Genomic DNA, 13,985 nt, shown 5'->3' on the forward strand with positions numbered 1-13,985 from the left:
AGATGGGGCGCAAATCGCACTCCCGCACACTCTCGATCTGGGCCAACGGCGAGCGCGTCGGCACCTGGACAGTACCGCCCTTGGGTGAGACCGAACTGCGCTATGACCCCGCCTGGAAGGCATCGGCGGCGGGGCGGCCGCTTTCGCTCTCGCTGCCGTTCGGCCTGGGCGAGCGGCCGCTGCGCGGCGCGCGAGTGTACAACTACTTCGACAATCTGCTGCCCGATAGCACGCAAATTCGCCGACGCATCGCGGCGCGCTTTAGCACCGGGTCACTCGGCGCGTTCGACCTGCTCAAGGCGGTCGGCCGCGACTGCGTGGGCGCCGTGCAGCTGCTGGAAGAGGACGAGACGCCGGCGCGCATCGAACGCATCGAGGGCACGCCGCTCGACGATGCGGCCGTCGAACGGCTCCTGCTGGAAACTTCAGGCGCGCTGCCGGGCGGCATGGGCGCCCCGGACGAAGAATTGCGCATCTCGCTCGCGGGCGCGCAGGAAAAGACCGCGCTGCTTTATCACGAGGGCCGCTGGCATTTACCCCACGGCGCCACGCCCACGACGCACATCCTCAAGCTGCCGCTTGGCCTGATCGGCCATCGCAAGGTGGATTTTCATACCTCGGTGGAGAACGAGTGGCTGTGCCTGGCCTTGCTCAAGGCCTATGGGCTGCCGGTGTCGAACGCGCAGATCGTCACGTTCGGCGCGCAGAAAGTGCTGGCGGTCGAGCGCTTCGACCGCGCGGTGTCGCGCAGCGGCATGCTGCTGCGCTTGCCGCAGGAGGATTTTTGCCAGGCGCTCGGCGTGCCGCCACATTTCAAGTACGAATCCCAGGGCGGCCCGGGCGTGCGCGAGATCGCGGACCTTTTGCGCCAGTCCCAAGCCGCGCGCGAAGACATCGAAACTTTCCTCGCCGCGCAGATTGCCTTCTGGATGCTGGCGGCGCCCGACGGCCATGCGAAGAATTTCAGCCTGCGTCTCCTGCCGGGCGGGCGCTTTCAGCTTGCACCGCTCTACGACGTCATGTCGATCTGGCCCGTCGCGGGCGACGGCGGCAATCAGTGGTCGTGGCACAAGGCTACGCTGGCGATGGCGGTGTGGGGCAAGGGACGGCACTACCGCATGCGCGACGTGAAGCGCAGCCACTTCGACGCCACCGCGCAGCTATGTCACTACGGCGCCGACGCTGCTTCGATCGTCGAGCGTTTCGTTGCTCGCACGCCGACAGTCATCGACGAGGTGGCCGCCACGTTGCCGGAAGGCTTTCCTGAGCGCGTGGCAGCGAAGCTGTTCGACGGGCTGCGCTTCTCCGCGCAACGGCTCGTGTCTTAGCCGTTCACCTCAGGCTGCGTGATGGCAGCGCTCAGCGGATGGAAGAGGGATGCTTCGCGAGCGGCGTGACGTTCATCGTCATGTACGGGAACAGCGGCAGCCCGGAAAGCAGCGTGTGCAGCTCGTCGTTCGATTCCACGTCGAACAGGCTGTAGTTCGCGTATTCACCCACGATGCGATACAGCGCCAGCCATTTGCCCTGACGTTGCAGGTCCTGCGAGTACGCCTTCTCACGCGCCTTGATTTCCTCGGCCTGTGCAGCGGGCATATCGGCGGGAATGTGCACGTCCATACGAACCATGAAAAGCATGTTATGTCCTCGTCAAAATCAATTAATCAGGAAGCCAAAATACACGTGAATGTTATTTACGGCGATAGTGAGCGAGCTTGTCTTCATCGATTGCGATGCCAAGCCCGGGGCCTTCCGGCAGATGCAGACAGAAGTCGCGATACACAGGCCGCTCGACCACGATATCGTCCTTCACGAGCAGTGGTCCAAACAATTCCGTGCCCCACGCGAGCCTTGGCAGCGTCGCGAAGCAATGCGCCGCCGCGAGCGTGCCCACACTGCCTTCGAGCATCGTGCCGCCATAGAGCGCCATGCCGCCCGCGTCGCCCACGGCGGCCGTGCGCAGCGTGCCGTAGATTCCGCCCGATTTCATGATCTTCAGCGCGAACACATCGGCGCACGCACCGCGCACGAGGTCGAGCGCATCTTCCGGGCCCATCAGCGTTTCGTCGGCCATGATCGGTACGACGAAGCGCGCCGCAAGCCGCGCCAGCGCCGCGCGCTGCTCGCGGGGCACCGGCTGCTCGATCAGGTCGATGCCGGCGGCTTCGAGCATGGCGATGCCGGTTGCCGCATCGGCTTCGTTCCAGGCCTGGTTGACGTCCACGGTCACGCGCGCCCGGTCGCCCAGCGCGCGCTTGATGGCTGAGACGTGCGCCACGTCTTCGCGCACGCTGCGCCGGCCGATCTTGAGCTTGAAGGTGTCGTGGCGGCGCTCGCCAAGCCAGCGCTCCGCTTCGTCGATGTCGCGCTGCGTGTCGCCGCTCGCAAGCGTCCACAGCGTGGGCAGGGCGGTGCGCACCGCGCCGCCGAGCAGCGTGGCGAGCGAAACGCCAAGGCGCTTGCCCTGGGCATCGAGCAGCGCCGTTTCCAGTGCGCATTTCGCGAAACGGTTGCCGCGTGCGACCTTGTCGAGCCGCGCCATGGCCGCGTGAATATTGGTTGCGTCCACACCTTTGAGCGCGGGTGCAAGATAGGTGTCGATAGTGAGCTTGATGCCTTCGGGGCTTTCGTCGCCATACGAGAGGCCGCCGATCGTGGTCGCCTCGCCGATGCCTTCGACGCCGTCGCTGCAGCGCAATCGGACGATCACGAGCGTTTGCTGCTGCATGGTGGCCATCGCGAGCTGGTGCGCGCGAATGGTCGGCAGATCCACGAGGATCGCTTCAATGGAGCTGATGGTTGCGTTCATACCTGGCAGATTGGATCAAGTGAGTTGGACCGAGTATGCAGGCCGTGCGGGCGATGTGTCCAACACCGAAAATGTCTGAATCGATACTTGCCAGGTATGGTGCCAGTGGCGCATGCGCATTGAATGGCGAGCAGGTTTAGCGCTCCGGCGGCGCGAGGTGCTCCATTTTCTCTTCTGCGTAGAGCACATAGATGAGTTCGAGCATGCGGCGCACATCCTCGGATTCATCGAGCATGCGCGTGCTCATGATGATGGGCGAGGTGAGCTTGGCATCGTCGAGATCCTTGTACGACACGTCATCGCGCTTGAGGCCGTAGACGCTGCTCGGCACGATCGAAATGCCTTCGCCCGCCGCCACGAGTCCGAGTGCGATCTGCAGTTCGCGCGCCTCGTAAAGGTGTTGCGGTTCGAGCGCACGGTCGTGAAAGGCCGCGAGCACCTGGTCGGCATAACTGGGGCGCGGGTGCTTCGGGTAAATGATGACGGTCTCGTTGACGAGCTCGCGCAGCGAAAGCGTCGGCTTGGCATCGACGAGCGGATGCCCGAGCGGCAGCGCAACGATCAGACGCTCCTCGCGCAGCACCACGCGGCGAATACTCGGATCCTCCAGACGAATGCGCCCGAACCCGACGTCGATGCGGCCTTCCTTGAGCGCCTTGATCTGGTCCGTTGTTGACATTTCGATGAGGCTCAATTCGACCGCGGCATTCTCCTGACGATAGCGCCGGATGATTTTCGGCAGCATGCCGTAAAGCGTCGAGCCGACGAAGCCCACCGAAAGGCTGCGCTCAATCTTGCCCACGCGCCGCGTCATGGACTCGAGCTCGGCCGTCTGCGCGAGTAGCTGCACCGCATGCTGATAAAAGAAGCGGCCGGTGTCGGTGAGCTTGAGCGGGCGCGAGTCGCGCTCGAAAAGTTGCACGCCCAGCATTTCCTCGAGCTGCTGGATTTGCCGCGAAAGCGGTGGCTGGGCAATATGCAGCCGCTGAGCGGCGCGCGTGAAATTGCGCTCTTCGGCGACGGCCACGAAGTAGCGCAGGTGTCTCAGCTCCATGTTCATACCTGCCGGATATGGTCCTGATACTAATTCAGTGTTGGACGCGCCTACTGCCTGCCAACTATGCTTCTCTCACAGCATTCGACGCCATTCATTATACCTTCGGAGCATGAAAACTCCGGTCCGATTGAAGCGGCGAGAAATGCCGAGTTATTTTCCCTGAGATAAAGAAGTGGAGACAGTAGCCATGAGCGCGAAGGTATTCGACACCCAGGAAGTGCAAAACCTGCTGAAAGCAGCCACCAACCTCGGTGGCGCGGACGGCAATCCCCGCTTCAAGCAGATTCTCAATCGTTTGCTGGGCGATTTGTTTCAAGCCATCGACGATCTCGACATTTCGCCCGATGAAGTCTGGGCCGGCATTCACTATCTGAACAAGCTCGGCAAGGATGGCGAGGCTGCGCTCCTCGCGGCGGGGCTCGGCCTGGAGAAGTACCTCGACATCCGCATGGATGCAGCGGACAAGGCTGCAGGCATCGAAGGCGGCACGCCACGCACCATCGAAGGCCCGCTGTATGTGGCCGGTGCGCCCCTGCGCGATGGCGTGTCGAAAATCGACATCAATCCCGACGCGGACGCGGGCCCGCTCATCATTCACGGCACGGTTACCGGTCCGGATGGCAAGCCGGTCGTTGGCGCCGTGGTCGAATGCTGGCACGCGAATTCGAAGGGCTTCTACTCGCACTTCGACCCGACGGGCGCGCAAAGCGACTTCAACCTGCGCGGCGCAGTGAAGACCGGTGCCGATGGCAAGTACGAATTCCGCACGCTGATGCCGGTGGGCTACGGCTGCCCTCCGCAAGGCGCCACGCAGCAGCTTCTAGACGAAATTGCCCGTCACGGCAATCGTCCCGCGCACGTGCACTTCTTCGTCACCAGCGACAGTCATCGCAAGCTCACGACGCAGTTCAACATCGAAGGCGATCCGCTGATCTGGGACGACTTCGCCTACGCCACGCGTGAGGAGTTGATTCCTCACGTCGTCGAGAAAACCGGCGGTACGGCATTGGGCTTGAAGGCTGACACGTACAAGGACATCGAGTTCAACTTCGCACTGACCACGCTGGTGCAGGGCAAGGACAACCAGATCGTCAATCGCCCGCGCGCTTCAGTCACGGCGTAATACCCCGCAACATCCCGCTATGACGGTGGCCAGCTAGTTCTGCTGCCATAGCGGGATCCCGCAAAAATCATTCGATACCGATGCGCGAGTTCTGTGCAGGGGCCAGTTCGCGTCCACGGAGAGGAACCATGTCCGCCATTATCGACAAAGCTAACGAACTGGATCATCTGCTCGCCACGGCGGTGCAGGATGACAAAGAGGCCGGTATCTTCCGCTGCCGCCGCGATATCTTCACCAACGCCGATTTGTTCGAACTGGAGATGAAACACATCTTCGAGAACAACTGGGTGTATCTCGCGCACGAAAGCCAGATTCCCAATAACAACGATTACTACACCACGTGGATTGGCCGCCAGCCCGTGGTCATCACACGCGACAAGACTGGCGAATTGAACGCCGTCATCAATGCCTGTGCGCACAAGGGTGCGATGCTGTGCCGGCGCAAGCACGGCAACAAGGGCAGCTTCACCTGCCCGTTCCACGGCTGGACCTTTTCCAATACCGGCAAGCTGCTGAAAGTCAAGGACGAAAAGACCACCGAATATCCCGTGCAATTCAATACGCACGGCTCGCACGATCTGAAGAAGGTTGCGCGCTTCCAGAACTACCGTGGCTTCCTGTTCGGCAGTCTCAATGCGGATGCCGTGCCGCTCGAAGACTACCTCGGTGAAGCCCGCGTGATCATCGACCAGATTGTCGACCAGGCTCCGGAAGGTCTCGAAGTGCTGCGCGGCAACTCCTCGTACATCTACGAAGGCAACTGGAAGATGCAGATGGAGAACGGCTGCGACGGCTACCACGTCAGCACTGTTCACTGGAATTACGCCGCCACAATGGGGCGCCGCAAGGAAGACGGCACCCAGGCCGTGGACGCGAATAGCTGGAGCAAATCCGTGGCCGGCGTCTATGGCTTCGACTACGGGCACATCTTGCTGTGGACGAAAACGATGAACCCCGAAGTGCGGCCGGTCTATCGTCAGCGAGACGAAATCAAGGCGCGCGTGGGCGAGGTGAAGGCGGACTTCATCGTCAATCAGACGCGCAATCTCTGCCTGTATCCGAATGTGTTCCTGATGGATCAGTTCAGCACGCAGATTCGTGTCGTGCGTCCGATCAGCGTGGATAAAACCGAAGTCTCCATTTTCTGCTTCGCGCCGAAGGGGGAAAGCGCTGCCGACCGCGCGACACGCATTCGCCAGTATGAAGACTTCTTCAACGTCTCCGGCATGGGGACCGCCGACGATCTGGAAGAGTTCCGTGCGTGCCAGAACGGTTACGCCGGCATCACGGCAATGTGGAACGACCTGTCGCGCGGTGCGCCGTTGTGGGTCGAAGGCCCCGACGAAAACGCCAGCAAGATGGGGCTGAAGCCGCTCATTTCGGGCGAGCGCAGCGAAGACGAGGGATTGTTCGTGTGTCAGCACGAATACTGGGTGCGCGTGATGCGTGACGCACTGAAGAAGGAACAGCAAGGGGCACGGGCATGAGCTTCGATTACCGGAAAATTTGCGCAGCGCTCTACCGTGAAGCGCGACTCCTGGACGACCGCCAGTGGGACGAATGGCTCGCCTGCTATACGGACGATGTCACTTACTGGATGCCCGCATGGGACGACGACGACCAGTTGACCGACGACCACGAAAGCCAGATCTCGCTGATGTATTACCCCGATAAAGGCGGGCTCGAGGATCGCGTGTTTCGCATCAAGACCGAGCGCAGCGGCGCTTCGACGCCCGAGCCGCGCACCAGTCACAACGTCACGAACGTGGAAGTGCTGGCCGAGCGCGAAAACGAAGTGGACGTGCGGTACAACTTTCACACGCTGAGCCACCGCTACAAGGTGAATGACCAATACTTCGGCACGATGTTCGTGACGTTGCGAAAAGCTGGCGACGACTTGTTGATCGCATACAAGAAGATCGTGCTGAAGAACGACTATATCCGGCAGGTTCTCGACGTCTACCACGTTTGACGTCGAGCCAGAAGCCATCAGAGGCAAGTATCACAGGCAGTGGAGGAGGTTCCCATGTCCAGTTTCAAGGTTGCACTGAATTTCGAGGACGGCGTCACCCGTTTCATCGACTGTAAGGCGGGGGAGAAGGTGCTCGACGCTGCCTTTCGCGCGAAGATCAATTTGCCGATGGATTGCTCCGATGGCGTGTGCGGTACCTGCAAGTGCCGCGCGGAGAGCGGCAGCTACGATCTCGGCGACGATTACATCGAAGATGCGCTGACCGAGGAGGAAAAGAACGGCGGTCTCGTGCTGACCTGCCAGATGGTGCCGCAAAGCGATTGCGTGATTGCGGTTCCCACCTCGTCTTCCGCGTGCAAGACAGGGCACGGCAAATTTGCCGCGACCGTCTCGAAGGTCGAGCAGCACAACGATGCAGCCGTGGTGCTCGAAATGAATGTGGATGCGAACGCGCCGGTGTTCCTGCCAGGGCAGTACGTGAACATCGACGTTCCCGGCAGCGGGCAGCGTCGCTCGTACTCGTTTTCATCGGCGCCGGGCGAAGCGAAAATCAGCTTCCTGATCAAGAAGATTCCCGGCGGCGTCATGAGCACGTGGCTGGAATCGGCTCAGCCCGGCGAAAAGCTCGAGTTGCACGGGCCGCTTGGCAGTTTTTATTTGCGCGACTTGCAGCGGCCGTTGCTGTTCCTGGCCGGCGGCACGGGCCTCGCGCCGTTCCTTTCGATGCTCGAAGTGCTGGCGCGCACGAATCCGCAGCAGAAGGTGCATCTGATTTACGGCGTCACGCGCGATCTCGATCTGGTGCAGGTGGAGGAGATCGAGGCGTATATGGCGAAGCTGCCGAATTTCAGCTTTGCGACTGTCGTGGCCGAAGCGGAATCGAATCATCCGCGCAAGGGCTGGGTTACGCAGCACATTCCGGCCGACGCACTGAACGACGGCGATGTCGACGTGTACCTGTGCGGGCCGCCGCCGATGGTCGACGCGGTGCGCAAGTATTTCGACGACGAAGGCGTGAAGCCGAACAGCTTCCAATACGAGAAGTTCACTCCCAACGCACCGGCGAAGGCGGCATGAACATGCAACGATTCACAGGCAAGGTCGTCGTCGTCACGGGCGCGGCGCAGGGCATCGGGCGGGGCGTGGCGCTGCGTGCGGCCGCCGAGGGCGGCAAGGTGGTGTTCGTCGATCGCGCCGATTTCGTTTCTGAAGTCGCCGCCGAGGCTGAAGGCGCGCAGACCGCGGGATTCGTCGCCGATCTGGAGACCTACGAAGGCGCGCGGGCGACCATGGCGTTCGCTGCCGAGAAGTTCGGCGGCATCGACATTTTGATCAACGGCGTGGGCGGCGCGATTCGCATGCGTCCGTTCGCCGAATTCGAACCGGCACAGATCGACGCGGAAATTCGCCGCTCGCTGATGCCCACGCTATATGCGTGCCATGCGGTGCTGCCGCATTTGCTCGCGCGGGGTGGCGGAACCATCGTCAACGTTTCGTCGAACGCCACGCGCGGTATTCGCCGCGTGCCGTATTCGGCGGCCAAGGGCGGCGTCAACACGCTAACCCAGGCGCTGGCCATGGAATACGGCGAGCACAATATTCGCGTGGTCGCGAGCGCCCCGGGCGGCACTAGCGCGCCCGCACGCCGCGTTCCGCGCAATGCGGCCGGAGATAGCGAGCAGGAAAAAGCGTGGATGAACGAAGCGGTGCAGCAGGTCACCGAATCGACGTTCTTCAAGCGCTACGGCACACTCGACGAACAAATCGCGCCGATCCTCTTTCTGGCGTCGGACGAGGCCAGCTATATCACCGGCACCGTGCTGCCGGTCGCGGGCGGAGACAACGGCTGACACATGAACGCCATGCGCCAGTTGATCAAGGATTGCTCGCTGCCTGCCGTGCTCGCCGGATGCATCGCCACGCTGATCTCGTTCGCCGGGCCGCTCGTCATCGTGTTCCAGGCGGCGCAAGGCTTGCCCCATGCGCTGCTTGAATCATGGGTGTGGACGATCGCGGTGGGCTCCGGCGTGCTCGGCATCGTGCTGTCGTTGCGCTACAAGGTGCCGGTGGTCATCGCGTGGTCGGCGCCGGGCTCGGCGCTGCTGATTTCGCTGCTGCCCACGGTCGATTATGCGGCGGCAGTCGGTGCGTATCTCGCGGCAAGCCTCGTCATTTGTCTCGTGGGCGTCACCGGAACGTTCGACAAGATCGTTTCCAGATTGCCGGCGGGCATTTCCGCAGCGATGCTCGCGGGTATTCTGTTCGGCTTCACATCGAAGCTGTTTGTCGTGTTGCCCGCGCAGCCGGTACTGGTCGGCTCGATGTTCATTGCGTTCTTTATAGGCCGTCGCGCGTTCCCGCGCTATGCCGTGGCAGGCGTGCTCGTGGTCGGTGCGTTGATCTCGGTCGCGCTCGGAAAGCTCGTCGGCCACGTACCGCCAATGCAGCTCACCAGCCCGGTCTGGACCACGCCGCGTTTGGACTGGCAGGCCATCGTCAACATCTCGTTGCCGCTGGTGGTGGTGGCGCTCACGGGACAGTGGGTGCCGGGCATGGCGGTGATGCGCAACGCGGGCTACACGCGGCCCAGCGCCGGGCCGGTCATAGCATGGTCGTCGGCGGCTTCCGCTTTGCTCGCGCCGTTCGGGTGCCATGGCCTGAATCTGGCCGCAATCACGGCGGCCATTTGCACGGGCCACGAGGCGCATGAAGATCCGGGCAAACGCTATGTCGCCGGGGTATCGGGCGGTGTGCTGTATATCGTGCTTGGCGCCATCGCCGCGACAGTGCTCTCGCTGTTTGCCATGCTGCCGAAGGAGTTGATCGCCGCGCTCGCGGGGCTTGCGCTGTTCCCGACTGTCGCAAGCGCGTTGGCCGCATCGATGGCCGATGCCGGCGATCGCGACGCCGCATTGGTCACATTTATTGTTTCGGCATCGGGCATGTCGCTGTTCGGTTTAGGTGCGGCTTTTTGGGGGCTGCTGTTCGGTCTCGCGGCGCACGCGTTGCTGCGATGGAAGTCTGTGCGCCAACCCCGCATGAGCGTGATTCAAAAATGAACCGGGCGGCCACACGCGCGGCGCCGCGTCATTTGCAGGAATCTGGTTGAAATTTTCAACTAAATAACTATACTCCCATGCGTCACCGGTCTTGCCGGTGCACGCCACGGGAGTACGCGCTTGTCCACAGGACTCTATTCCGGTTTTCTCACCTTCAGGCTCGACCTCGCGAGCGCGCTGCTGATCGAGCGCGCCAACGCCGTCTACCGCGAGCGCTGGGGTCTCGACGTGCGCGCGCTGCGCGTGCTGCGGCTCGTTTGCGGCGAGGCCGGCATCACGCCCAAAGCCGTTTCGCAGCGCGCCTTGATCGAAAAAACCCTGCTCTCCAAGACGTTGGCCGAACTGGAGGGGCGCGGCCTGATCGTCCGCGATACGCATGCTCAGGACCGCCGCAGCGTCGCACTGAGCGGCACGCCCGAAGGCGTCAAGGTGGCGAGGGCCTCCGCGAAGGCGGGCGCCGCGCTCGAAGCCGAGCTCTCGGCCGCACTCACGCTTGGCGAGCGCAAGATACTTGACCGCCTGCTGGAAAAACTTTCAGATAGCCTGCTGGTGAACGCCAGCGGCGCAACCTGACCAGGAGTGACTCATGCACAATCTGGCTTCATCGTTCGCACCCGACATCGACGCGCTTTTGCCCGAGCTTGAGTCGATCTACAAGGACCTGCACGCGCATCCGGAACTCTCGATGCAGGAGTTCCGCACTGCGCAAATCGTCGCCGATTACGTGGAAAAGCTCGGCTTCGAAGTCACGCGCGAAGTCGGCGTGACCGGGGTGGTGGCGCTGCTGCGCAACGGCGAGGGCCCGGTGGTGATGCTGCGCGCCGACATGGACGCGTTGCCGGTGACCGAGTCCACGGGTTTGCCCTATGCGAGCAAGGTCACCGTGAAGGACGAGGACGGCGTGCAGGTGGGTGTCGCGCACGCTTGCGGCCATGACATGCACGTGACCTGGTTGCTGGGCGCCGCGCGTTTGATGGCGGCGCATCGCGACGGCTGGCGCGGCACGCTCATGGCGGTGTTCCAGCCCGGCGAGGAGGTGGGCCGCGGCGCGCGCAGCATGGTCGACGACGGCATGATCGCGCGCTTTCCGAAGCCCGACGTCATCCTCGGCCAGCACGTGATGGTGGGCTCGGCGGGCACGGTCGGGTATCGCAGCGGCACGATTCTCTCGGCCGGCGACAGCATCAAGGTAAAGCTCTTCGGCCGCGGTTCGCACGGCTCGCAGCCGCAGACGTCGATCGATCCGGTGATCATGGCGGCCTCTACCACGCTGCGCCTGCAGACCATCGTTTCGCGCGAGATCGCGCCGAGTGATCGCGCCGTGCTCACCGTCGGCTCATTGCAGGCGGGCACGAAGGAAAACATCATTCCCGACGATGCCACGCTCAAGCTCAATGTGCGCACCTACGACGAGGACGTGCGCGAGTACATGCTCGGCGCGATCCGGCGCATTTGCTGCGCGGAATGTGCAGCTTCCAATGCGCCGCGCGAACCTGAGTTCACCACGATCTCGACCCTCCCGCTTACCGTGAACGACGACGCCACCACCGCGCGCCTGCGCACGGCATTCGAGGCGCATTTTGGCGAGCGCGCCTACGAAACGCAGCCTGCGGCCGCCAGCGAGGACTTCAGCGTGTTTGGCCGCGAATGGGGCGTGCCATACGCGTTCTGGTTCGTCGGCGGCACCGATCCCGAGATTTACGCGAAGGCCAAAGCGGCAAAGAAGATCAACGAGATTCCGAGCAATCACTCGCCCTTGTTCGCGCCGGTTATCGACACGACGCTGCGTGCGGGCGTCGAAGCCATGCTTTGCGCCGCCGGCGCGTGGCTTGGCTACGAGAATCAGCGCGAGTGCACAACCGGACAGGAAAGCGAGGCAGCGTGAGCGCAGCACTGGGTGCGCACGTCAGCGCGCATATGAACGCCCATACGGCGTACACGGTCCTCGATCTGGTCGGCACCTTTGCATTCGCGATCTCGGGCGCCGTGGCCGCGCGGCAGCGGCGGCTCGATCTGTTCGGCATCATCGTCGTGACCTTCATGGTGGCGTGCGGCGGCGGCATCGTGCGCGATGTGAGCATCGGCGCGATTCCGCCCGCGGGGCTGTCCAACTGGGCGTATCTGGCGGTGTCGCTGCTCGCGGCGGCGCTCACTATTGCCGCTTATCCAAAAGTGCGGCGGCTGCGCCATCCGGTGCTGTTTTTCGATGCGATCGGGCTGGGACTGTTCGCGGTGTCGGGTGCGCAGAAGGCGTGGATCTGGACCAACAGTGCAGAGACCGCGATCCTGCTCGGCATGGTGAGCGCGGTGGGCGGCGGCGTGCTGCGTGACATTCTGCTTTCGCGCGTTCCCGCGATTCTGGAGCGCGAGATCTATGCGTCGGCTGCGCTCCTGGGGGCGGCGTTACAGGTCGGGCTCAATGCGGCCGAGTGGTCGTCGTCCTGGACGCCATGGGTCGCGACTGCGGCCTGCGTGGCGCTGCGGCTCGCGGCGCTGCATTTCGGCTGGCGTCTGCCCGTGTTTCATGCGCGTGAAGGCGCGAGGCACACGCATTCCCGTACCAATCCGGCCGACGATCGGCAACACCAAAACGAACGATAGCGTGTTCAAGGGCCGATGAAGCGCGGCCGTCCATGCCGCGCATGATGGCGGCGTGCAGCGAGAAAGCACTCGCTTCAATGACGCGCTATATTTTTCCAGACGCAGTGCGGTTGGATCAGTGTGCATCGAACGATGCCTGGCCCCTGGCGCCGCGTGAAGCATCCCCAGCGGTACGGAAAAGCGAAGCAAGAAACCCACCTGGGAGCTGAGATGGGAAAAAAGCAACTGGGCGCGTGTGTCCTGCTCGCAGCCAGCACGGCTGCCTCGGCACAATCGAGCGTGACGCTCTATGGCCGCGTCGACGGCGGCATCGAATACCTGAACCATATCGCCAACGGCACGGGCGGCAGCTCGACCCGCTGGAGCGCGGAAGGCGGAGATTGGGGCACCAGCATGTTCGGCCTCAAGGGCAGCGAGGATCTGGGCGGCGGCACCCGTGCGCTGTTCGACCTCGAAACCGCCGTGCAGATCATGAACGGCACCACGGGGGGCGGCCGGTTGTTCTCGCGCCGCGCCTATGTCGGCATGAAGAACGAGACGTGGGGCCAGTTGCAGGCGGGCCGCAATCTCTTCATCGACAGCGATGGCGTATGGGAATTCGATCCGTTCGTGCAGCAGGCGGTGTCGTCGGCTTCGCTCGTGCGCGGCCGCAACTGGCAGCAGACCAGCAACAACGTCGAATATCACAGCCCGGTCTGGCATGGCTTCGACGTGCAGGGGCAATATGCGTTCGGTAATCAGCCGGGCGCATGGAACAGCGGCGCGCCGGGCGAGTTCGGCCGCTCGGACGGCATCATGCTCACGTATCACTCGTCGCTCTTCGACGTGCGCGGCATCTACGACGAGCTGCGCGATCAGAACGGCCGCCTTTCAAACATCTTCACGGCCTCGCGCGAGTATTTCGCGGGCGGCAATCTGCGCGTGCAGAAGTTCAAGATTCAGGCTGCCTACACGCACTATTCCGCGCCCGACTCGCCCGTGGGCGTGGCGCATAGCGCCGACCACTACTGGTTGGGCGCGACCTACCAGGCTACGCCGCGCTGGGCCATGACGGCGGCGGGTTTCTATATTCACGTGGGCGAGGGCGGTGGCGACGCTGCGCATGATCCGTCGAGCCATGCCATGCTCTATGCGCTCGGGACCACTTACAACCTGAGCGCGCGCACCTTCCTTTACGGCACCGTTGCGTACGTGGATAACAGCAAGAACGGGACCTTCTCGGTGTTCGCCACGCCGCGCGATTCGGGTTCGCCCACGAGCCCGATGGCCGGCGAGTCGCAGACTGGCGCGTACATCGGCATGATGCACGTATTCTGATCTGATCAAGAGCGGTGAAAGCGGCGCCCTCAAACGGAGGTTGAGAC

14 protein-coding genes are annotated in these 13,985 nt (G+C 62.9%); 11 read left to right on the plus strand and 3 right to left on the minus strand.

Annotated features, from left to right (window positions below; genetic code table 11):
• The first annotated feature begins 2 nt into the window (after nucleotides 1–2).
• The gene (locus tag P5W99_RS32170) at nucleotides 3–1,328 is read left to right on the plus strand and encodes a type II toxin-antitoxin system HipA family toxin (protein WP_421028590.1); all 1,326 of its coding nucleotides are present in this window, start codon (nucleotides 3–5) and stop codon (nucleotides 1,326–1,328) included.
• 31 nt (nucleotides 1,329–1,359) lie between these two features.
• Here the strand turns inward: P5W99_RS32170 and catC are convergent, their stop codons facing one another.
• The 3 genes from catC to P5W99_RS32185 form a co-directional block, all read right to left on the minus strand.
• Complete coding sequence (gene catC / locus P5W99_RS32175; RefSeq protein WP_434666381.1) at nucleotides 1,360–1,638, minus strand: muconolactone Delta-isomerase; 279 nt, start codon at nucleotides 1,636–1,638, stop codon at nucleotides 1,360–1,362.
• A 52-nt stretch (nucleotides 1,639–1,690) separates the two neighbouring features.
• Nucleotides 1,691–2,809 (minus strand): muconate/chloromuconate family cycloisomerase, encoded by a 1,119-nt coding sequence (locus tag P5W99_RS32180; RefSeq protein ID WP_421028592.1) that lies wholly within the window; start codon nucleotides 2,807–2,809, stop codon nucleotides 1,691–1,693.
• Nucleotides 2,810–2,945: 136 nt separating this feature from the next.
• Nucleotides 2,946–3,863 (minus strand): LysR family transcriptional regulator, encoded by a 918-nt coding sequence (locus tag P5W99_RS32185; protein ID WP_421028593.1) that lies wholly within the window; start codon nucleotides 3,861–3,863, stop codon nucleotides 2,946–2,948.
• Nucleotides 3,864–4,053: 190 nt separating this feature from the next.
• On the opposite strand from P5W99_RS32185, the gene catA reads away from it, so the two are divergent.
• From catA to P5W99_RS32235, 10 genes are all read left to right on the plus strand, one after another.
• Nucleotides 4,054–4,989, plus strand: coding sequence for a catechol 1,2-dioxygenase (catA, locus tag P5W99_RS32190; RefSeq protein WP_421028594.1), 936 nt, complete (start codon nucleotides 4,054–4,056; stop codon nucleotides 4,987–4,989).
• A gap of 128 nt (nucleotides 4,990–5,117) precedes the next feature.
• Nucleotides 5,118–6,476, plus strand: coding sequence for a Rieske 2Fe-2S domain-containing protein (locus P5W99_RS32195; RefSeq protein WP_421028595.1), 1,359 nt, complete (start codon nucleotides 5,118–5,120; stop codon nucleotides 6,474–6,476).
• Entirely contained in the window at nucleotides 6,473–6,961 is a 489-nt protein-coding gene (gene benB / locus P5W99_RS32200; protein ID WP_421028596.1) for a benzoate 1,2-dioxygenase small subunit, read from the plus strand. The genes P5W99_RS32195 and benB overlap by 4 nt, the downstream gene beginning before the upstream one ends.
• A 54-nt stretch (nucleotides 6,962–7,015) precedes the next feature.
• On the plus strand, nucleotides 7,016–8,038 hold the full coding sequence (gene benC, locus P5W99_RS32205; protein ID WP_421028597.1) for a benzoate 1,2-dioxygenase electron transfer component BenC: 1,023 nt from the start codon (nucleotides 7,016–7,018) through the stop codon (nucleotides 8,036–8,038).
• Nucleotides 8,035–8,811, plus strand: coding sequence for a benzoate diol dehydrogenase BenD (gene benD / locus P5W99_RS32210; protein WP_421028598.1), 777 nt, complete (start codon nucleotides 8,035–8,037; stop codon nucleotides 8,809–8,811). The genes benC and benD overlap by 4 nt, the downstream gene beginning before the upstream one ends.
• A 3-nt stretch (nucleotides 8,812–8,814) precedes the next feature.
• On the plus strand, nucleotides 8,815–10,020 hold the full coding sequence (locus P5W99_RS32215) for a benzoate/H(+) symporter BenE family transporter (protein WP_434666388.1): 1,206 nt from the start codon (nucleotides 8,815–8,817) through the stop codon (nucleotides 10,018–10,020).
• Between the two features lie 120 nt (nucleotides 10,021–10,140).
• Nucleotides 10,141–10,593: a MarR family winged helix-turn-helix transcriptional regulator gene (locus P5W99_RS32220; RefSeq protein WP_421028600.1), complete on the plus strand. Its 453-nt coding sequence runs from the start codon at nucleotides 10,141–10,143 to the stop codon at nucleotides 10,591–10,593.
• A gap of 13 nt (nucleotides 10,594–10,606) precedes the next feature.
• Nucleotides 10,607–11,905: a M20 family metallopeptidase gene (locus P5W99_RS32225; RefSeq protein ID WP_421028601.1), complete on the plus strand. Its 1,299-nt coding sequence runs from the start codon at nucleotides 10,607–10,609 to the stop codon at nucleotides 11,903–11,905.
• A gap of 32 nt (nucleotides 11,906–11,937) precedes the next feature.
• The gene (locus P5W99_RS32230; RefSeq protein ID WP_421028793.1) at nucleotides 11,938–12,621 is read left to right on the plus strand and encodes a trimeric intracellular cation channel family protein; all 684 of its coding nucleotides are present in this window, start codon (nucleotides 11,938–11,940) and stop codon (nucleotides 12,619–12,621) included.
• A 210-nt stretch (nucleotides 12,622–12,831) separates the two neighbouring features.
• Nucleotides 12,832–13,938, plus strand: a complete 1,107-nt coding sequence (locus tag P5W99_RS32235) for a porin (protein WP_421028602.1) — start codon at nucleotides 12,832–12,834, stop codon at nucleotides 13,936–13,938.
• Nucleotides 13,939–13,985 lie beyond the last annotated feature (47 nt).

Source organism: Paraburkholderia sp. A3BS-1L, from assembly GCF_051125215.1.
Classification (GTDB): Bacteria; Pseudomonadota; Gammaproteobacteria; order Burkholderiales; family Burkholderiaceae; genus Paraburkholderia.